Origin of the sequence: Microbacterium sp. 2MCAF23 (assembly GCF_052115565.1) — a bacterium.
Lineage (GTDB): Bacteria > Actinomycetota > Actinomycetes > Actinomycetales > Microbacteriaceae > Microbacterium.
The window spans coordinates 207,505-226,765 of record NZ_JBFRGY010000002.1 but is presented as its reverse complement, the minus strand read 5'-3'; the positions used below and the strand labels follow the sequence as shown (position 1 = coordinate 226,765).

General features: G+C 68.0%; 19 protein-coding genes. 5 read left to right on the top strand and 14 right to left on the bottom strand.

All coding sequences use genetic code 11. The features are described 5' to 3' along the window. Window positions 1-183 carry a helix-turn-helix domain-containing protein gene (locus tag AB4078_RS02560; RefSeq protein WP_441975834.1) on the bottom strand — a complete coding sequence of 61 codons (183 nt, stop codon included), beginning with the start codon at window positions 181-183 and terminating at the stop codon, window positions 1-3. A gap of 661 nt (window positions 184-844) precedes the next feature. On the opposite strand from AB4078_RS02560, the gene AB4078_RS02555 reads away from it, so the two are divergent. Both AB4078_RS02555 and AB4078_RS02550 read left to right on the top strand, forming a co-directional pair. Continuing rightward, window positions 845-2,050 (top strand): SAVED domain-containing protein, encoded by a 1,206-nt coding sequence (locus AB4078_RS02555; protein ID WP_441975833.1) that lies wholly within the window; start codon window positions 845-847, stop codon window positions 2,048-2,050. After that, complete coding sequence (locus tag AB4078_RS02550; RefSeq protein ID WP_441975832.1) at window positions 2,047-3,396, top strand: SMODS domain-containing nucleotidyltransferase; 1,350 nt, start codon at window positions 2,047-2,049, stop codon at window positions 3,394-3,396. Before AB4078_RS02555 ends, AB4078_RS02550 begins: the two co-directional genes overlap by 4 nt. A 491-nt stretch (window positions 3,397-3,887) precedes the next feature. On the opposite strand, the gene AB4078_RS02545 is transcribed toward AB4078_RS02550, so the two are convergent. The 4 genes from AB4078_RS02545 to dusB are packed head-to-tail and all read right to left on the bottom strand — an operon-like array spanning window position 3,888 to window position 9,130. Continuing rightward, window positions 3,888-4,658 (bottom strand): ATP-binding cassette domain-containing protein, encoded by a 771-nt coding sequence (locus AB4078_RS02545; protein WP_440731670.1) that lies wholly within the window; start codon window positions 4,656-4,658, stop codon window positions 3,888-3,890. A gap of 53 nt (window positions 4,659-4,711) precedes the next feature. Further along, the gene (gene dnaG, locus AB4078_RS02540) at window positions 4,712-6,601 is read right to left on the bottom strand and encodes a DNA primase (RefSeq protein ID WP_441975831.1); all 1,890 of its coding nucleotides are present in this window, start codon (window positions 6,599-6,601) and stop codon (window positions 4,712-4,714) included. After that, window positions 6,601-7,986: a deoxyguanosinetriphosphate triphosphohydrolase gene (locus tag AB4078_RS02535; protein WP_440731668.1), complete on the bottom strand. Its 1,386-nt coding sequence runs from the start codon at window positions 7,984-7,986 to the stop codon at window positions 6,601-6,603. The genes dnaG and AB4078_RS02535 overlap by 1 nt, the downstream gene beginning before the upstream one ends. Further along, window positions 7,976-9,130, bottom strand: a complete 1,155-nt coding sequence (dusB, locus tag AB4078_RS02530) for a tRNA dihydrouridine synthase DusB (RefSeq protein WP_440731667.1) — start codon at window positions 9,128-9,130, stop codon at window positions 7,976-7,978. The genes AB4078_RS02535 and dusB overlap by 11 nt, the downstream gene beginning before the upstream one ends. A 60-nt stretch (window positions 9,131-9,190) precedes the next feature. Between dusB and AB4078_RS02525 the strand changes: the two genes are divergently transcribed. Beyond that, a complete protein-coding gene (locus AB4078_RS02525) occupies window positions 9,191-9,682 on the top strand; it encodes a glutathione peroxidase (protein WP_440731666.1) in 492 nt (163 codons plus the stop codon). A gap of 38 nt (window positions 9,683-9,720) precedes the next feature. Here the strand turns inward: AB4078_RS02525 and AB4078_RS02520 are convergent, their stop codons facing one another. Then, entirely contained in the window at window positions 9,721-10,404 is a 684-nt protein-coding gene (locus tag AB4078_RS02520) for a DsbA family oxidoreductase (RefSeq protein ID WP_440731665.1), read from the bottom strand. Window positions 10,405-10,457: 53 nt separating this feature from the next. Here AB4078_RS02520 and AB4078_RS02515 point away from each other — a divergent pair, with 53 nt between their 5' ends. After that, window positions 10,458-11,018 (top strand): AAA family ATPase, encoded by a 561-nt coding sequence (locus AB4078_RS02515; protein ID WP_441975830.1) that lies wholly within the window; start codon window positions 10,458-10,460, stop codon window positions 11,016-11,018. Between the two features lie 18 nt (window positions 11,019-11,036). On the opposite strand, the gene AB4078_RS02510 is transcribed toward AB4078_RS02515, so the two are convergent. Continuing rightward, window positions 11,037-11,987 (bottom strand): tetratricopeptide repeat protein, encoded by a 951-nt coding sequence (locus AB4078_RS02510; RefSeq protein WP_440731663.1) that lies wholly within the window; start codon window positions 11,985-11,987, stop codon window positions 11,037-11,039. Next, a complete protein-coding gene (locus AB4078_RS02505; protein ID WP_441975829.1) occupies window positions 11,984-13,864 on the bottom strand; it encodes a glycosyl transferase in 1,881 nt (626 codons plus the stop codon). The genes AB4078_RS02510 and AB4078_RS02505 overlap by 4 nt, the downstream gene beginning before the upstream one ends. A gap of 186 nt (window positions 13,865-14,050) precedes the next feature. Between AB4078_RS02505 and AB4078_RS02500 the strand changes: the two genes are divergently transcribed. Further along, window positions 14,051-15,115 carry an AI-2E family transporter gene (locus AB4078_RS02500; RefSeq protein ID WP_441975828.1) on the top strand — a complete coding sequence of 355 codons (1,065 nt, stop codon included), beginning with the start codon at window positions 14,051-14,053 and terminating at the stop codon, window positions 15,113-15,115. A 6-nt stretch (window positions 15,116-15,121) separates the two neighbouring features. Here AB4078_RS02500 and AB4078_RS02495 read toward each other — a convergent pair whose 3' ends face one another. The 6 genes from AB4078_RS02495 to frr form a co-directional block, all read right to left on the bottom strand. Next, window positions 15,122-15,835: an alpha/beta hydrolase gene (locus tag AB4078_RS02495; RefSeq protein WP_441975827.1), complete on the bottom strand. Its 714-nt coding sequence runs from the start codon at window positions 15,833-15,835 to the stop codon at window positions 15,122-15,124. Between the two features lies 1 nt (window position 15,836). Beyond that, window positions 15,837-16,121, bottom strand: coding sequence for a hypothetical protein (locus tag AB4078_RS02490; protein ID WP_440731659.1), 285 nt, complete (start codon window positions 16,119-16,121; stop codon window positions 15,837-15,839). A gap of 13 nt (window positions 16,122-16,134) precedes the next feature. Beyond that, complete coding sequence (locus tag AB4078_RS02485; RefSeq protein WP_441975826.1) at window positions 16,135-16,791, bottom strand: transglycosylase SLT domain-containing protein; 657 nt, start codon at window positions 16,789-16,791, stop codon at window positions 16,135-16,137. Window positions 16,792-16,885: 94 nt separating this feature from the next. Next, window positions 16,886-17,467: a DivIVA domain-containing protein gene (locus tag AB4078_RS02480; protein ID WP_440731657.1), complete on the bottom strand. Its 582-nt coding sequence runs from the start codon at window positions 17,465-17,467 to the stop codon at window positions 16,886-16,888. Continuing rightward, on the bottom strand, window positions 17,464-18,603 hold the full coding sequence (locus AB4078_RS02475; protein WP_441975825.1) for a phosphatidate cytidylyltransferase: 1,140 nt from the start codon (window positions 18,601-18,603) through the stop codon (window positions 17,464-17,466). Before AB4078_RS02475 ends, AB4078_RS02480 begins: the two co-directional genes overlap by 4 nt. An 8-nt stretch (window positions 18,604-18,611) precedes the next feature. Next, on the bottom strand, window positions 18,612-19,166 hold the full coding sequence (gene frr, locus AB4078_RS02470; protein WP_045273202.1) for a ribosome recycling factor: 555 nt from the start codon (window positions 19,164-19,166) through the stop codon (window positions 18,612-18,614). Window positions 19,167-19,261: the final 95 nt, after the last annotated feature.

The window sequence follows — 19,261 nt, the reverse complement described above, 5'->3', positions numbered from 1 at the left end:
TCAGGCGCTGCCCTTTGCGCCGCCGCCACGCACCCAATCGTCAACCTCAGTCGTCTGGAACTTCCACAGACGCCCGACTTTGTGCGCCGGCATTCCCTTGTCGGCTATCCAGGCGTAGATCGTGTCCTTGGTTACCCCGAGGTAGTCCGCGATGTCGTCGGCAGAGAGCCAGGGTTCAGACAAGCGGACTCCTCGAGGTAAATTGAACCGAATCTTTCCGGATATGTCCGAGACTAGCGGGTCAACGCCGGGCGGCGTCAGAGCAACGTGACGGACTAACAGGAGTGGCCGTCGGCGGCAACCCGCAGCTTGTGATGTTCGGGGTGCAGCGTCGACACCCAGAGGTGGATCACGTACTGAGCTCCGGTGGCCCCGCACTCCTCGCAGGTCTCGATGCCCCCTCGGCGGCGTGGATCGCCTCGTTGAATCTTCGTTGTACTCGCTGACGTCGTCCGTCGGTGCGGCGTAGAACGAAAGCGAACCGAACGTCGACTTGCACTGCTGCAGGACGCAGCCCGGCGCGATCGCGCTCAGGCGAGCGTCGAGTCGCGCCAGCAGCGAGTACCAGCCGGGGCTGACGTCGAGGATGGGCGGCCAGCCCGGCGCGATGAGGTTGATGAGTCGCTGCACGTCGGGTGGATGCGTACGATGCTCCATCGTTCCGATAATCCACCCTTCGATCGCGGGTCTGCGAGCGGCCGTCCCGTGCGGTCGCATCCATTCGTAGTCATGTCATCCGACAATCCGTTCTCAGGCCTCGGCGCTCCAACTTGATGCCGCACCCATTGGAGGCGGCAACAGCGGCCGTCCCGACGATGTCGGCGGCAGTTCTTATGCTGAAACTATGGGGACACGTAAGAACGGCAGGAGCTATGCCCAGCCGTTGAACACACAGGTGAAGCGGTCGAAGGTGCCACAGCCCGTCCGTGAGCGAATCTGGGGACGTGCCGCTGCACGATGCGTGCTGTGCGCGAAGTGGCTCATCGACGAACGCGAGTTTTGGCACGCGATACCGACAGGGCAGATCGCGCACAACGTCGCTGCGGAAAACGGCGCGAAGGCACCGCGCGGCGACTCGCCGCTCGGGTCGAAGGAACGTGCGGCAGAGGAGAATCTGCTGCTCCTCTGCGGTGATTGTCACCGACGGATCGACTCGCCCGAGTATGTAGACAAGTACACGGTGCAGTTCCTTACGGAGAAGAAGAACGAGCACGAACGTTGGGTACGCGACGTCACTGATTTTGCCCGTCTTCGCCCAGCCATCGTCTTGCGGATGACATCGCAAGTGCGCGGAACATTCAGCCCAGCATCCAAGGAACAAGTCGGTGAAGCGCTGAGACAGGTCGGACTAACGGGCATGCATGCCGACTCCCGAACCGGACTGTTCGATATCAGGGCGCTCAATGACGAGACTGACGGCTGGGCCTGGGATGCCGCTGGCAAGGAGATCAGGACTCAGATCGCCCGTATCCACGAAGCGATCGCTGCCGGTGACGCCAGCGTCGTCGCCGTCTTCGCTCTCGCGCCAATTCCAATGCTCGTAGAGCTTGGCGCCGAGCTGGACGACAAGACGGAGACTCTGCTGTTCCGGCGCGCGCGGAGGGATACGCCCGACGCGTGGGCTTGGACCGATTCAGACGCTCCAGCCGTGTCATTCGGACTCAGCGATTCTGTTCCAGGAAACCGGGACAGCAGCGCGACCGACGTGGTCGCGTTTGTTGACGTCAGCGTGAGAGTCGATCCGTCGAGGGTTCCCCCGGAGCTCGCAGATGTACCGACGATTCGCCTATCGGTCGCTGGCGAACCCTCCGCTGACGTGATAGCAACCCGAGCAGATCTCGAATCGTTCGCGCGTGCCTGGCGAGACCTGCTGTCGACAGTCGAGTCCCGATGGCCGAATGCCCGGCGGCTCCACATCTTGGCGGCAGTTCCCGCCACCGCCGCCGTATCGATGGGACGCCACCGGATGCGTGCGGTCCACCCGACGTTCGTTTTGTATCAGCGTGAAGAAGACGGAACAGATGTTCCAGTTATGGAGGTGCGAGGATGACCGCTCTCGTTCGTGAGTTCAACGCGTTCCTTCGGGACCAAGTCAACCTGAACCAGACTCGGGTCGACACACTCCAGGCCCGAGTGTCGAGCCTCGACGCCTTCTTGGCTGACGACTCCGTGCTCGCGGATCTCGTGGCCGACGATGTCATCCCGCAAGGTTCGTTCGCGCACAAGACGATCATCCGACCGTACACAGGCAATGACTTTGACGCAGACGTTCTCCTCCCGATGGATGAGCAGTCGGGCTGGGCACCGAAGAAGTACACAGTAGAGCTTCAGAAGGCCCTCGAAGCCTCCAGCCGCTACGCCGGCAGGGCAACCCTGGGCAAGCGTTGCGTCACTATCGACTACGCCGACGATTTTCACATCGACGTCGTGCCATTCGTCACACGTGCCGATGGGCTGACGTACATCACCCATCGCATCGATGACGAATGGATTCGACAGGACCCCATCGCGCTGACGAGTTGGATCGAGGACACCGCCCGGATCACCAACGGACATCTCATCCGCGTGATCCGCCTCGTGAAGTACCTAAGAGACCGCAGTTCACTGAACGTGGCTTCGGTCGTCTTGACTGCTCTCCTGACCGGGCGAGTGCACAGCTTCGCTGGCGTCGACGACTACAAGAACGTCGCGACGACTCTGGTCTCACTGGTCGAGAACTTGAACGACTACATCGGACCCATGACGACGGTGCCATGGGTCGATGACCGCATCGGTCAGAATCTCGCGAATCGACTCACACCGTCGGGGTTCACGAACCTGCAGAGCCAGGTGAACACTTGGGCGCGGAAGATGAGGGCGGCACTCGATGCGCCCGCGGATGAGAGCCTCGACCTGTGGCGAGAGATTTTTGGGCACAAGTTCGGCACGCCCAGCTCGTCCGCGCTCGTGCTTGCGGCCTCGGCCGCTCCGATCGAGACCTACGAGAAGCGGGAAGCGCCCGGCGAGCAGTTCATGGAGAGAGATCACCATATTCCAGTACAGCTTGACCGTAGCGTTCGGTTCCGTCTGGTTGGACGGATGTCCTCCACTCAACGCGCTAAGGGCCGCTACCGGCCCTTGAACGCGACCGGCAATCACGTTCCGATCGGGCGCAGCCTGAGCTTCACCATCGAAGACTGCACAGTTGAGCCTCCTTATGACGTGTACTGGAAGGTGCGGAATGCGGGAATCGAAGCCGTCGAGCGGAACAGCCTGCGCGGCCAGATCACTAGAGGAGGTGGTACTCGCTTCGAGAGCAGCCTGTTCCCCGGTAATCACTGGGTTCAGGCGTGGATCGTGAAGAACGGCGTCGCCGTCGCCACGGACACTCAGGATGTGACGATCACGAAGAGGTAGCCCTGCCTGCGGAATCATTGAGTGCGACGGTAGCCGGTATGCTACCGGGCTGACGTTGCGCTTCCGGCCCTGACCGCGCAACTGTCCGTCTTGACGGCAACAGCGCACACTCTCGACGTGCCGCGCTGCGGCTGCGGGCGCTTTGATCCTGAGCGTTGCAGCTTGGTTCAACTCACGCGAATCAACCCGAAACATCGCCGGGGAACTCGTCCCAACGAGTATTGTGATTCTTGCGGAGTGCTCCGGGCGTGTTGAAAGCTATTGCTGGCTGACCTGGTATTTCCGCACTGAAACTATCCATGATGTGGCGTCCCTCGGGCAGGCCTCGGTCGTGTGCTTCCTGAACGGCAGGTTCTTGGTTCGAGTCCAAGCCGGGGAGCGATCCCCTCGAAGGCCCCGTCTCACGACGGGGCCTTCGTCGTTCCCGAGCGGGCACAGCCACGACGATTCGGGGTCGTCGGGCGTTACGGCTCACCTCATGCCGGGACCACTCAGCGCGGGTGCTCGGTGCCCGGGGTCCAGAGCAGATCCGCGCCCGCGCCCCGTGCGACCACATGGCCCTCGCGGATCATGAGCGTCTCCGCGCCCAGTTCGCGTGCGAACGCCGCATCATTGCTGACCAGGAGCGCCGCCATCCCGCGTTCGGTGCGGCGGCGCGTGATCGCGGCGAACACGACGGGCCGCACCTCCAGGTCGAGGTTCGCGAGCGGCTCGTCCGCGATCAGCACGGTCGGATCGAGCACCAGGGCGCGGGCGATCGCGACGCGCTGGCGCATGCCCGCGCTGAGCTCGTACGGAAACGACGCGGCGAGGCCCAGCGGCAGGTGCAGTTCGTCCAGCAGCGTCGCCACCCGGATCGCCAGCGCCTTCACGTTCACGCGCCGCTCGCGCTGCAGGATCGGCTCTGCGATGATCTCCTGCACGGTCAGCTGCGGAGTGAGCAGCGCCCCGGCGTTCTGCGGGAGATAGCCGGCCCGATACGTCAACTCGCGCAGCCGGCGTCCGGGATGACGCACCGAGACGCCGCATACCGTCGCGGATCCGCCGACGACCCGGATCGAGGGGTCGGCGGCGCCGGCGAGGGCGCCGACCAGCGTCGACTTCCCGGCTCCGGTGGCACCGGCGATGCACATCAGCTCCCCCGCCGGCAATGCGAAGGTCACGCCATCGATCGCCCTGGTGGGAGCGGAGTGCCCGATCCGGTCGATGACGATGTCCTCGCAGACGATCGCGGTGGATGCATCCCCCGTCGCACGTGCCATGCACCCATCCTGCCCGATGCCTGCGGGCTCGGCGCCCTGGACCGCGGCGGGCCTCAGTACTCGATGAAGCGCTGCCGCTCAGCGTCGATCTCGACGATGCGACGCGCGATCGAACGGGCGCCCTCGGAATCGGCGGGCAGTCGCTGGATCGCACCCAGCAGCTCGTGCTTCTCCCGCTCCAAGCCGCGCACGATGAGCCGGCGGCAGAGGTCCGTCGCGGATGCTCGGGCGCCCTGCTCGTCCCGCGCGGGGAACGCAGCCATGAGCAGCTCACCACCCAGTCCGCGATACGGCTCCCGCACGGCGTCCACGGCCTGCAGCGCCCAGCCCGGTCGCTGCCGGTCGGAGATCTGCGCCACGGCCTCGCGCACGGCGTCCAGGGCGGGCACGGAGAACGGCGCGGTCATCGCGCGCTGCAGCAGTTCCGGATCGAGCTGATGCCCGTACTGCAGCGCTCCCATGAGCGCGTCGCGCTCGAGTGAGGCCTCCCCCGTGCGCGGAAGCGTGGCGAGCGTCACCACCGGAATGGATACCGGCGCGGAGGGGCCGTCGAGCGCGCCGGGATGCGAGCCCATGGCCGCTGTCGTGGTCCGCTGCTCTCGGGTTCCCGCATCGCCCTGACGGCGGCGTTCATGGCGGCGTACCTCCGCATGCACGTCCGTGGGGTCCATGCCGAGCCGGCGGGCAAGGATTCGCTCGTACTCGGGACGCAGCAGGGCGTCGCGAATCTCGCCGACGATCGGTGCCGCCGCGCGCAGTGCGCCGACGCGCCCCTCCGCAGTGCCGAGATCGAACGAGGCGATCTTCCGATCGATCACGAACTCGAACATCGGCACCTTGGCCGACATGAGGCCGCGCACGGCCTGGTCGCCGCGCTGCAGGCGCAGATCGCACGGGTCCAGCCCGTCGGGCGCCACGGCGACGAAGGTCTGCGCGTTGAACCTGTCGTCCTCCGTGAAGGCGCGCAGCGCCGCCTTCTGACCCGCCTCGTCGCCGTCGAACGTGAACACGACCTCGCCGGCCGCGGAGTCGTCGCCCATGACCCGGCGCAGGAGCTTGATGTGCTCGGCCCCGAAGGCCGTACCGCAGGTCGCGATGGCGGTTGTGACGCCGGCGAGGTGGCACGCCATCACGTCGGTGTACCCCTCGACCACGACGACGCGCTTGGGATCGCCGCGGGAGATGTCGCGCTTGGCCAGATCCAGTCCGTAGAGCACCTGGGCCTTCTTGTAGATCGGCGTCTCCGGGGTGTTCAGGTACTTCGGCCCCTGATCGTCGTCGTAGAGCTTGCGGGCGCCGAACCCGATGGTCTGGCCCGTCACGTCACGGATCGGCCACACCACCCGGCCGCGGAACCGGTCGTACACGCCGCGCTGGCCCGCAGAGACCAGTCCGGCCGCGGTGAGCTCGTCGCGGGTGAACCCCTGCGCGCTGAGCGCCTTGAGCATGCCGTCCCAGCCGCGCGGTGCGTAACCCACGCCGAAATGGGCGGCGGCCCCCGCGTCGAACCCGCGCTGGCCGAGGAACGCGCGCGCAGACTCGGCCTCCGGGCTGAGCAACTGGCCGCGGAAGAACTCCGCGGCCGCCGTGTTCGCGGCGTAGAGCCGGCTGCGCCCGCTCGTCTCCGGCGCGGGACCGCCGTCCTCGTAGTGCAGGGTGTATCCGACGCGACCGGCGAGGCGCTCCACCGCCTCGGTGAAGCTGACGTGGTCCATCTCGCGCAGGAACGAGTACACGTCCCCTGAGGCGCCGCAGCCGAAGCAGTGGTAGTAGCCGACCTGCGGGCGCACATGGAAGCTGGGGCTCTTCTCGTCGTGGAACGGGCACAGGCCTTTCATCGAGCCCACCCCCGCGGACTTCAGCGAGACGCGCTCCCCCACGATGTCGGCGATGTTGGTGCGCGACTTGACCTCGTCGACGTCGGCCTGCAGGATCCGGGGCATCAGCGCCCGCCGTGTTCGACGTCGACGAGCGCAGCCCGGGGGGTGTGCGCAGAACGCGGCCTGGCGTGCCGGGGCGACCAGATGCCGACCTCGGCGGGGTCGATGTCCCCGACCAGCCGGTTGTGCCAGTCCACCGCGGTCTGATCCGTCAGGCTGGCGACCTGATCCACGACCACTCGGGCGCGCTCTGCATCGGATCCGGCCGCGTGGAAGTCCGCGGCGAAGGCCGGTTCGAGCACGTCGGCGCCTGCGGTCCACAGGGCATCCGTGGACCACAGCGCGTCGGCGAGGCGCTTGAGCACCCGGCGCTGCTCCTTGTAGACGCCGCGACGGGCGTCGATCGTGACGATCGCCTGCCCCATGATCCCCTTGAGCACAGCGATCTCGGCCTCGATCACCTTCGGCACCACCACGTGCGCGCTGTACCGGGCGAGACTCGTGCCCGGATATGCCTCTCGGGTCGCGGACACCGCGGCGCGCGCGAAGCGGCCGATCATGTCACTGGTGAGGTTCTTCAGCCTGGCGAGATCACGCCGCGACCGGTCGAAGGAGCTCAACCACATCGGCTGCCGGGTGAGTCGGTACAGCGCGTCGGCGAGATCCTCGCGGGTGAAGTCGTATCCGACCCACTGCTGAACGCGCCCGACCAGCGCGTGATGCTCGGCCGGATCCGCCAGCTGGGCGACATCCAGGTACCCGTTGACGATCGCGTCCTCGAAGTCGTGCACCGAGTAGGCGATGTCGTCGGAGAGATCCATGATCTCCGCCTCGATGCAGCGCAGGCGTCCCGGTGCTCCCTCACGCATCCAGCGGAACACGTCCTCATCGTCGGGGTACACACCGAACTTGAGCCGGCCTCCGGGATCGGGCAGAGGGCTGTCGACGGTCCAGGGGTATTTGCAGGTCGCATCGAGGCTGGCCCTGGTGAGGTTGAGTCCGACCGAGCGATCGCGGTCGTCGAGCACCTTCGCCTCGAGGCGCGTGAGGATCCGCAGCGACTGCGCATTGCCCTCGAAGCCGCCGATGTCCTCGGCCCAGTCGTTGAGCGCGCGCTCCCCGTTGTGCCCGAACGGCGGGTGCCCCAGGTCGTGGCTGAGGCATGCGGTGTCGACGACATCGGCGGACACTCCCAGGGCCACCGCGAGCTCGCGGCCCACCTGCGCCACCTCGAGCGAGTGCGTGAGACGGTTGCGGGCGAAGTCCGCGGTGCTCGCCGGGCTCAGCACCTGGGTCTTCGCCGCCAGACGGCGCAGACCCGCCGAGTGCAGAACCCGCGCGCGGTCCCGGGCGAAGTCGTCCCGTTCGGAGCGGTGGGTCTCGGCGAAGAAGCGGGCGGCGTCGTGCGCGTCGTAGCCATCGACGCGCACGACGTCCTCAGCCGCCACTGTTCTCGACCTCGGCGCCGCGCATCATGTCGGTGACCTCGGAGGCGACCTCGCGCGAATCCAGCCATCCGTCCGGCAGCGCCGTGCGCTTCGGCGTGCCCGCGCGACCGCGCTGGCCCTCGGCTGGCGCACCCGGATACGGCGCGTCTCCGAGCGTGCCCAGGATGTCGTCGATCTCCTGCAGAGTCGACACGCGGGCGAGGGCTGCCCTCGTCTCGCCGCCCACCGGGTAGCCCTTGAAGTACCAGGCGACGTGCTTGCGCACGTCCTTGCAGCCTCGGTCCTCGTCCTCGAAGAACTCGACCAGGAGCTCCGCGTGCCGGCGGAACGCGTCCTTGACGAAGCCCAGGGTCGCGTCGACCTGCACCGCGTTCTCGTCACCGAAGGCGCCGGCGAGCTCGCCGAACAACCACGGTCGGCCGAGGCAGCCACGGCCGACCACGACACCGTCGCAGCCCGTCTCGGTCATCATCCGCACCGCGTCGTCCGCGCTCCAGATGTCACCGTTGCCCAGGACCGGGATCGAGGTCACCGCCTGCTTGAGCTCGCCGATCGCCGACCAGTCCGCATGTCCGGAGTAGTACTCCCCCGCCGTCCGCGCGTGCAGCGCGACCGCGGCGGCCCCGGCGTCCTCTGCGGCACGGCCCGCGTCGAGGAACGTGAGGTGATCCTTGTTGATGCCCTTGCGCATCTTCACGGTGAGCGGCACGTCGCCCGCGGCCTTGACGGCGCGGTCGACGATGTCGGCGAACAGTCCGATCTTCCACGGCAGCGCCGCTCCCCCGCCCTTGCGGGTGACCTTGGGCACGGGGCAGCCGAAGTTCAGGTCGATGTGGTCGGCCCTGTCCTCCGCGACGATGATCCGCACGGCCTCGGCGATGGTGGCCGGATCCACCCCGTAGAGCTGGATCGATCGCGGCGTCTCGCTCTCATGATGCTGGATGAGACGCATGGTGATCGCGTTGCGCTCCACAAGCGCCCGCGAGGTGATCATCTCGCTGACGTACAGCCCCGCGCCGTACTCGCGGCACAGGCGACGGAACGCGGTGTTGGTGATGCCCGCCATCGGCGCGAGCACGACGGGGACGTCGATGCGCAGCGGACCGATCTGCAGGGGCCGGACGGAGGCAGGGGCGAGAGTCATATCCTGTCCATTGTCCCAGATCCGAAGCCTCCGATCCCCGTCGCTCCTAGGCTTGGGGATATGTCCGACACCTCGCTGCGCCAGATCCCCTTCACCGATGCCGACGGCGGCACCCGCACCCTCGACGACTACGGCACCGGCCCCGTGCTGGTCGTCAACGTCGCCTCGAAGTGCGGGCTGACGCCGCAGTACGCGCAGCTCGAGGAGCTGCAGCGCCGGTTCGGCGACCGGGGCCTCACCGTGGTCGGGTTTCCCTGCAACCAGTTCTTCGGGCAGGAACCCGGATCCGTGGACCAGATCCTCGAATTCTGCTCCACGACGTATGGGATCTCGTTCCCGATCAATGACAAGGTCAAGGTCAACGGGCGCGGCGCCGCCGATCTCTACAAGACCCTCAAGCAGACCGAGGACGGTCACGGCAAGGCGGGGCGGGTGGAATGGAACTTCGAGAAGTTCCTCGTCGCCCCGGACGGATCCGTGCGGCGCTTCCGTCCGCGCCAGGTCCCCGACGACCCCGAGATCGTCGCGGCCATCGAGGACGCCCTGGCCTGACCACCCCCGCCACCTGATCGGAAGGGGGCGGCGGGGCGTCAGCCCTCGAGCACCTCGGCGGTGTCGCCGCGCTTCGCCCACAGCTCGCGCAGCACGCCCGCGAACGCCTCCGGCGGCTGTGCGCCGCTGACGCCGTACTGCCCGTCGATCACGAAGAACGGCACGCCCTGGATGCCGTAGGCCTGAGCCTGCGCCTGATCCTGACGCACGTCCGCCAGGTGCCGCTCCGTCTGCAGGGCCTCGAGCGCGGCCTCACGGTCCAGACCGATCTCGGCGGCGAGGTCGGCCAGATCGTCGATGCGGCCGACGTGGCGTCCCTCGACGAAGTAGGCCGACATCAGCCGCTCCTCCATGTCGTGCTGGCGTCCCTGTGCCTTGGCATGGTGCAGGAGCTCGTGCGCCTTGACGGTGTTCGTGTGCTGCAGCAGGTCGAAGCGGTAGTCGAGCCCGGCTTCCTTGGCGACGCCGGTCACGCGGTCGAGCATCTGCTCCACCTGAGCGCGCGGCATCCCCTTGTGGCCGGCGAGGAAGTCGGCCTCGTCGCCCTCGAAGTCGACGGGAGTGTCCGGCGAGAGCTCGAAGGAGTGGAACGTGATCGACACCTGCGGCGCGTCCTCGTCCTCCGCGGTGGCGGCGAGACCCGCCTCGAGATTGCGCTTGCCGATGTAGCACCAGGGGCAGGCGATGTCGGACCAGATGTCGATCGAGATGGGTTCACTCACACATCGATTCAACCGCATGTTCCCGGGGATATTCCGGATGCTAGCCTCTTCCGGTGCCCGCCGACCCCGCCCCCGCGCCGCGGCGGACTCTCATCGCAGGCGTGACCGGGAGCGGGAAGACGACGCTGGCACGCCGTCTGGCAGCGACACTGGGGCTGCGCCATGTCGAGATGGACGCGCTGTTCCACGGGCCCGACTGGACTCCGCGTCCCACATTTCTCGACGACGTACGGGAGTTCGCCGCGACCGACAGCTGGGTCACGGAGTGGCAGTACTCGAGCAGAGGCACGGATCCGATCCTCGCCCCGCGCGCAGACCTGGTGATCTGGCTCGACTATCCGTATCGCATCGTGCGCACGCGTCTGCTGTGGCGGACGATCTCCCGCAGCGTGCGCCGCACCGAGCTGTGGAACGGCAACCGCGAGAAGCCGCTCTGGGACATGCTCCGCCACGGTCCCGAGGAGAACATCCTGCGCTGGCAGACCACGACACTGCACAAGTGGCGCGACCGCATGCCCGAGATCGCCGCAGAGCATCCGGATCTGCCGATCCTGCGGTTCACGCACCCGCACGAGACCGAGGAATGGGTGCGGACGCTGCGGGACAACGGCTGACCGCCGCCGCAGCACCGCTCAGAACAGCAGTGTGGCGAGGCGCTTACGCGCCGCGACGACACGCGCATCCGCGTCGCCGACCAGGCCGAACAGCTCGACGAGGCGCTCGCGGACGACGCCCTGCTCGTCGGCCGGCACCGCGGTGAACAAGTCGAGAAGCCGGTCGAACGCATCGGCCACGTGGCCGCCTGCGACGTCAAGGTCTGCCACGGCGAACTGCGCGGGAATGTCCGTCGGCGCAGCCGCAGCCGCGGCGCGCGCCTCGTTCAGGTCGAGATCCTGGGTGCGGAACAACAGCCGGACCTGCCCGAGGCCCGATCGGGCCTCCTCGTCACGCGGATTCTCCGCCAGAGCCTTCTCGTACGCCTCGATCGCCGCAGCGAAGTCCCCGCGCTCGATCGCGTCGAACGCCGCCTGGTGCAGCGGTGGCAGCGGCTGCTCGACCGGCTCTGCCGCATCGTCCCCGGCAGCGGCTTCGCCGACCGGGATGGTCCCGGTCACGCCGTGCTGCGCCGCCAGCTGCAGCAGCTGCGCGAACACCTCCCGCACCTGCTCCTCGGGCACGGCGCCGGTGAACAGCGGCACGGGCTGACCCGCCACGAGCGCCACCACCATCGGGATCGACTGCGCGCGGAACCCCTGGGCGAGCTGCGGGTTGGCGTCCACGTCGACCTTGGCGAGCACGACGCGGCCTGCGAGCTCGGTGACGACCTTCTCCAGCACCGGGCTGAGCTGCTTGCACGGGCCGCACCACTCGGCCCACAGGTCGACGACCACGGGAACGCGCTGCGACAGCTCCAGCACCTGCCCGAAGGTGGCATCGGTGACGTCGACGACCAGCGGGATCGCGGCGCCGTCCACCGGGCCCTGCTCCTGGTCCGGAGCACCTGATGCAGGTGCGGCCGGGCGATTGCGCAGCGAGGAAAGGTCGACAGCGCCGCGGAGGGCGGCGGCGGACAGCTCGGTCATTTGATCTCCGTCACACTCTGGAGCTGCTGGGACGCTGCCAGCAGCGTGATCTTGTCGTCGGATCCCTGCGCGGGCACGGCGAAGAACAGCTGCATCCCGTACACGGACACGAAGCCCGTCTTCGACTCGTCCACGCCCGTCAGAGCTTTCGCGGGAGCATTCACCACGGTGCCGTTCGTGTCGACGTTCTTGATCGAGGCGTCGGTGCTGGTCGGCTTGATCGTCTGCGAATCGTCGACCGTCACCGAGACGATCGCGCCGCTGTCGATGCTCGACATGGAGACGGGCGCGCCGGCGCCGGCGGTGGCGGCGAAGGCGAGACTCGACGTGGCGTCGGCGCCCTTGTCCTTCAACGCCTGGAGCACGGTCGCCCGGCTGTCCTGCACGGACTTGGCGAAGGCGAGCGCCGACTTGTCGAACTTGTCGTAGAACTCGCTCTTCTCGCCCTGATCGATCACGTTCGCGAACTCCGCGGCCAGCTCATCCGGCGCGGCCACGAGGAACGGCGAGTCCGGCGGGGTGAGCTTGGCGCCCAGCCACGCAGGAGCCATGTTGGGCAGCTTCGCGGACGCCTGCATCTCGGCGACCGAGGAGATCTTGTAGTCGGACCACGGATCCGGCTGCGTCATCATCATGATCAGCGGGGCGACCTTGTCGTCGCTGCCGTGCTCGACGAGCATGAGCACGGTGCGCGGCCACGAGTCGTACGCCTGGGGCACGAGGATCTTGACCTTGTCGGCCGGGATCGTCGCCGGCAGCGAGAAGTCGGCGACGCTCTTGCGCACGGCATATGCGGTCTTGCGCGCCTCGAGGGCCGCGCCCTCCAGGCGGGTCCCCGCCTTGGCCGCGTCGAGGTTCTTGTCGGCGTCGGCGAGCGTGCCCGAGATGCTCTCCAGGATCCGTGCTGCCTGCGCCTCGGTGACGGCGGGAGCCTGCTGGCCCGCCTCGACGGCCTGGGTCTCGGTCGGCGTCGGAGTCGGCGAGGTCGCGGGATGCGGCCAGATGTCCGGCGAGCAACCGCTGAGCAGAGCGGCGGTCACGCCGACCGCGGGCAGCAGGAGCAGCGCCCGTCGACGCCTCGGACCCATGGCACGGCGCTCGCGCACGACGCCGTCCTGACTCGACGCCTGATCGGACTCCGGCGACGCCTGGTCCCCAGCTGGAGCGGGGTCCGCCTCGGGGGCCGCGTCGATGGCGGCGCGGTCCGCGACGTCGATGGGTTCGGTCACCGGAAGGGGCGGCGGGGCCTTGCGGCGCGGGCCACGGCCCCTGCGCGAATGCCGGATCGCGAGCACGTACAGGACCAGCCCGACCAGGAAGAGGATGCCTCCCGCGACCATGAGCGGCCCTGCCCACGGCGTCGCGGTGTCGAGGGGCCACTTCAGCACCACATCGGTGGGCGCCTCGGCCTTCCCGTCCGAGGCGACCAGCACGCTCACGCCGTCGGGCACCTGCATCCGATCGACCAGCGAGTTCTTGTCGGTGAAGCTGTCCAGCCACAGATCGGATCCGGCGGGGTTGCGCTGAACGTCCTTCGCGCCGTCGCTCGCGACGGTCGGCTCGATCACCTTCGCGGTGGTGGTGCCGTTCTTGGCGAGGGAGATCCGGTTGTAGCTGGCGTCGCTCAGCCAGGCCTCGAGATCGGCGGTGCGCGCCTGAGCGACGAAGATCGTGCCGTCACCGTGGGCGACGAGCGTCTGCTCCCCCGGGTGGGCGCGGAGGACGGCGGAGTCGATCACCGTGTACGCCTGCGGGGCCTTCACGGCCAGCTCGGCCGCGACGTCCTTCGGGCCGAGGAAGATGGTCCGCTGCGCGATGCCCGTCCCGATCAGGACGGCCGCCAGCACGAAGGCCAGAACAGCCCATACAAAACGCACGAAAAGTCTCCTCCGCGATCCTCGGGCAGGCGCCCGGGATCTCCGCTCGACGTTTCAGACTAGCGAAACGACCTGTATGGATGCCACGAGAGGCCCCTCGGCGCGCTCAGCCACGGCCGTTCGGCGATGCTCTGAGGCTCTGTGAGCTGCGCCGGTTACGCTGAAGAGCCCAGCCCGAAGGATCCCATGAAGCTGCACAACCCGTTCCGCACCGCCCTGGTGGCGACCCTCGGCGTGGGCCTGGGCATCATGCTCATCCAGAGCGTGCAATCCCTGTCCACGATCCTGCTGTACGTCGGAACAGCCTTGTTCCTGAGCCTCGGCCTGGATCCGATGGTGAGCTGGCTGACCCGTCGCCGTCTGCCTCGGTGGGCGGCCGTGCTGATCACGATCCTGGTCGTGCTCGGGGTGTTCGCGGGCATCGTGCTGATGGTGATCCCCATCCTGGTGACCCAGATCTCCCAGCTCGTTCAGCAGATCACGCAGATCGTGAACAGCGGCACGGCCATGGCCGACTTCAAGCACTGGCTGGAGGGGCTGCTCCCCAATCTCGACGTCGACACCGTGTTCGGCTATGTCAACGACTGGCTGAACAAGAACCTCGGCGATATCAGCAGCTCGATCGGACAGGGCGTGATCGTGGTCGGAGGTGCCCTCTTCGCGGGGATCAGCGGCACGTTCATCGTGCTGATCCTGACGATCTACTTCACGGCGGCGATCCCGTCGCTCAAGGGCGCCGTGTACCAGGTCGTCCCCGCCTCCAAGCGCGACCGCTTCATCGATCTCGCCGAGCAGATCACCGCCTCGGTCGGGCACTACGTCATGGGCCAGGTCGCCATGGGCGTGATCAACGGCGTGCTGAGCTTCATCTTCCTGTCGATCATCCAGGCGCCCTTCCCGATCGTGCTCGCAGTGATCGCGTTCTTCTTCTCCCTGATCCCGCTCGTCGGCACCCTGACCGGCTCGACGCTCATCGTGCTGCTGTGCCTGATCCCCGGGCTCGGGTCTCCCCCGTGGGCCTGGTTGATCGCCGCCGCCTACTACCTCGTGTACATGCAGATCGAGGCCTACGTCATCTCGCCGCGTGTGATGAACCGCGCGGTCGCCGTGCCCGGAGCCGTGGTCGTGATCGCGGCGCTGTCGGGCGGCGCGCTGCTCGGCCTGCTCGGCGCGCTCATCGCGATCCCGGTCGCGGCCAGCATCCTGATCATCTACCGCCAGGTGCTCATCCCGAAGATGAACGAGAGATAGCCGCCCTCAGGCCGCGGGCCACTCGCGCGGCAGCGGAAGTGCGGCGGGGTTCACCGCCGAGACGATCTCGTCCAGCACGCGACGAGTCTGACTCTCACCCACCCAGAGGTGCTTGCCGCCGTCCACGGCGATGAGCTCGACGTGCGGGATCGCTGCGAACCGCGCCGCGGCCTCGGCCGGACGCAGATAGTCGTCGAGCTCGGGGACCAGGACCACCACGCGCCGCTCGTCGTGCGCCCAGGCGGCCACCTCGTCGGCGGTCGCGCGATGCAACGGCGGCGAGAGCAGGATGACGCCCTCGATGTCGTGCTCGCGGCCGTACTTGAGCGCGAGCTCGGTGCCGAACGACCAGCCCACGAGCCATGGCCGGGGCAGGCCGCGCTCCCGCGCGAACGCCATCGCCGCGGTCACGTCGTGGCGCTCCGCCGCTCCGCCGTCGAAGACGCCCTCGCTCGAGCCTCTCGGCGAACTCGTACCGCGTGTGTTGAAGCGCAGCACGGCGAGATCGGCCAGCGCCGGCAGCCGTGCCGCCGCCTTGCGCAGGATGTGCGAATCCATGAAGCCGCCCGCGGTGGGCAGCGGATGCAGCGTGACGAGCGTCGCCACCGGATCCGCGGCCTGCGGCAGGGCGAGTTCGCCGACGAGGCGCAGCCCGTCCGCGGTGCGCAGTTCGATGTCCTCGCGTCGCGCGGGCAGAGGGCGAGGTCCGCGGATCTCCACGTCAGCTCCTGTTCCAGCAGCCGTTGTGCCAGTGCCGCCGAGCGGCCAGGTCGGCCGCGTCACCGAGCACGCCGTCCGCGCGCCAGACCACCAGATGCGCGGTGCGCGCAGGGATCACGCTCCGACAGCCCGGGCACACGTACTCCTTCTGCGCCTGCGCCGCCGTCAGAGGCTGGACGTACCACTCCGAGCCGCCCCGCGCCTCTGTACGCTTCCATCCGGCGATCAGCCGGTCGAGCGAATCCTCCTGCGGGCGCTCCTGACGTCGTCGATGCGGGCGTGGCATGGGTGAGCGCCGCTCACCACCAGTTGTTGGCGGACCAGAACGCCACGGCGGCGCCCCAGCTGCCGTAGCGGCCCACGGCGTAGCCGTTGCCCCAGCGCAGGTTGTCGACGGGGTCATAGCCGTTCCCGGGCACCTTGCTGCACGGCAGCGCCTGCACCAGACCGCACGCGCCGGATCCGCTGTTGGTGGCGTTCGGGTTCCAACCGCTCTCGCGGCTCACGATGTAGTCGACGTAACCCCAGTCGCTGGATGCGATGCCCGCTGCGGCCATCCACTCCGCCGGCGCGCCGCCGCCGCTGTAGTACATCGGTCCCGCATCCCCCGATGAACCGGAAGAAGAGGAGGAGTCATCGCTGGAAGCGACCACCGGCTCAGGCGTCGGAGTCGGCTTCGGCGCGACATAGACGTCGAACGCATCGCGCGTCTGCGTGGTGGGCGTCACGCCGTGCACGGAGACGGTGATGTTCTGCGCGTCGCGGGCCGCCAGCGAATAGGCCGTGGTCGCCGCGGCGTGGGCGGGCTCCGAGGCCGACATCGCGAACCCGGCGGGAGCCACGATCGCGACGGAGAATCCGACCACGGCGAGCCCTGCGAGCACCGCGGAGGTCGCACTCCGACCGGGGCGTGCATTCGCCACCGGACGGGGAGCTGTGGCTGCGTCGTTCTGCACGGCGGTTCGGGGGCGCGCCGCAATCGAATCGTTATCGGGAGTCACAATGGGTCCGAGTTTAGCCAGCCGAACCTGAATTCGCCATGAGAATCGCTCAACGGATCGCGAGCAGCACGTCGATGGTCGCGTCGAGGAGCGCATCGACCTGCTCCTCGCGGTAGCCGCGGCGCTGCATCCGGAACGCGGTCTGACGCACCTGCTCCGCTGTCAGCGCGTCGCCGTCGCGGAGGAAGCGCACGATGCGCTTGGCGACGTGATCTACTTCGTCGACGCGGTATCCGAAGGTCAGCATCCCGGTGCGGGCGAACTTGTGCCCCTGCGGTCGGGTGAGGTGGTCCAGGATCACCTGCGCGTCGGTGCGCGCCCGCCCGACCCAGGCGGAGGCGCCGTCCGTGGAGACGACGAGGGCGCGCTCGCGCTGCGCGAATGCCTCCTCGACCCTGGCCAGCGCGGCGTCGACGGCGGCGATGTCATAGCCGCCCCGCACCAACGGGAACGAGGCCGCGCGGATGTCGGAGGATCCGATTCCGTCCGCCTCGTCCTCGAACGCACGACGCGCGCGGAGCAGGAACGTGTCGACAGCGGCGCGCTGATAGCCCTTCTCCCTTCGCGGGAGCACGGGAAAGCTCGGCGCGGCGCCGGAGGCGTCGCGATCGGTTCGTGCGGAATCGGTCATGCTGCCGCCAGAGGGGTGAGAAGGAGGTACAGGGCGAGCGCGACCACAGCGGAGGGGAGCATGCTGTCGAGCCGATCGAGCAGACCGCCGTGCCCGGGGATCCAGGAGCTCATGTCCTTGATTCCGAGATCGCGCTTGAGCAGCGACTCCCCCAGGTCGCCGATCGTCGCGGAGGCCACGAGGACTGCGCCGACGATGAGGCCGGCCCACCATGGCAGGCCGAGGAGAAAGACGCCGACGAGGGCACCGGCGACCAGAGATCCGAGGACCGCACCGGCAAAGCCCTCCCACGTCTTCTTGGGGCTGACGCGAGGCGCCATCGGATGACGCCCGCCACGCCCGAACAGCAGGCCTGAGGCGTAGGCGCAGGTGTCGGCCACGACCACGACCACGATGAGCGAGAGCACCCACCACTCTCCGCGGGGCTGACGCAGCAACATCAGCATCAGCGCGCCGAGGAACGGCACATACACCTGGATGAACCCGCCGGCCAGGGCGTCGGTGAGGACGTCGCCGTAGGTGCGCCCGTCCTTTGCGACCATCTGAGCGACCAGACGCCACACGACGACGCCGAACACGGCGACGAACAGCATCACCCAGGTCAGCCAGGCCTCGGCGAAATAGCCGCCCGCCGCCAGCGCCGCCCCGAGCACGAGCTGCGGCCACAGGTCGACCTTGCGTCCGCCGCTGCGCAGCGCGAGCACGAGCTCCCAGACGGCGATCAGGATGATGGCGAGGCCGATCACCACGAACGACCACTTCGCCAGCAGCAGGGAGGCGAGGATCACACCGCCGATCAGCAGGCCGACGCCGGTCGCGACAACGAGATCGCGCCCGGTGCGCTCCTTGATGCGCTCGTTCGCCTGATCCAACTGGTCACGCGCGTGCGAGACGTGCGTCTCGATCTCAGCCTTCTTTGCACGGAACTGCGCCTGCAGGTTCTCGCCGCTGCGCTGGGGCAGATTCTCGCCACTGCGCTGGGGCAGATTCTCGCCACTGCGCTGGATCGGATTCTCCTGGCCGCGCGGCGGTGGGATCTCGTCGTCGCGGCGCTGCTCAGCGTCATGGATGCGCGACGGAAGCGGCGGTCTCGGAGGGATCCTCGACGCGTCCTCGTCGCCGGAAGGGGTGCTCATAGGCGGTCTCAGACCTCGAGCAGCTCTGCCTCTTTGCGCTTGACAGCCTCGTCGATGAGGTCGACGTGCTGGCGCGTGAGGGCGTCGAGCTCCTTCTCGCCGCGAGCGATCTCATCCTCGCCGAGGTCGCTCTTCAGGCCGTCCAGCTCATCTTTCGCCTTGCGCCGGATGCCGCGGACATGCACCTTCGCGTCCTCGCCCTTGCTCTTCACGAGCTTGACGTACTCCTTGCGACGGTCGGCCGTGAGCTCGGGCATCGTGACGCGCACGATGTTGCCGTCGTTCGTCGGGTTCGCGCCCAGGTTCGGCATGTCGCGGACCGCCTGCTCGATGGCCTTCAGCGCGGTCTTGTCGTAAGGGGTGATGATCAGCGAGCGCGCCTCCGGATTGGCGAGCGATGCGAGCTGTGCAAGCGGAGTCGGCGTGCCGTAGTAGTCCACCAGGACCTTCTGGAACATCTGCGGGTTCGCACGGCCGGTGCGCACCGTGCTGAAGTCCTCCTTGGCGGCCTCGACGGCGCGCTGCATGCGGGAGGTGGTGTCGGCGAGGACATCCGCGATCACGGTGACTCCTTTTCGTCAGGGGGTTGCGTCTCAAGTCTATCGGGGAGGATGTGCGGATCCCCGGCCCTACGCCCAGCGGCGCGGCCCGGGGATCC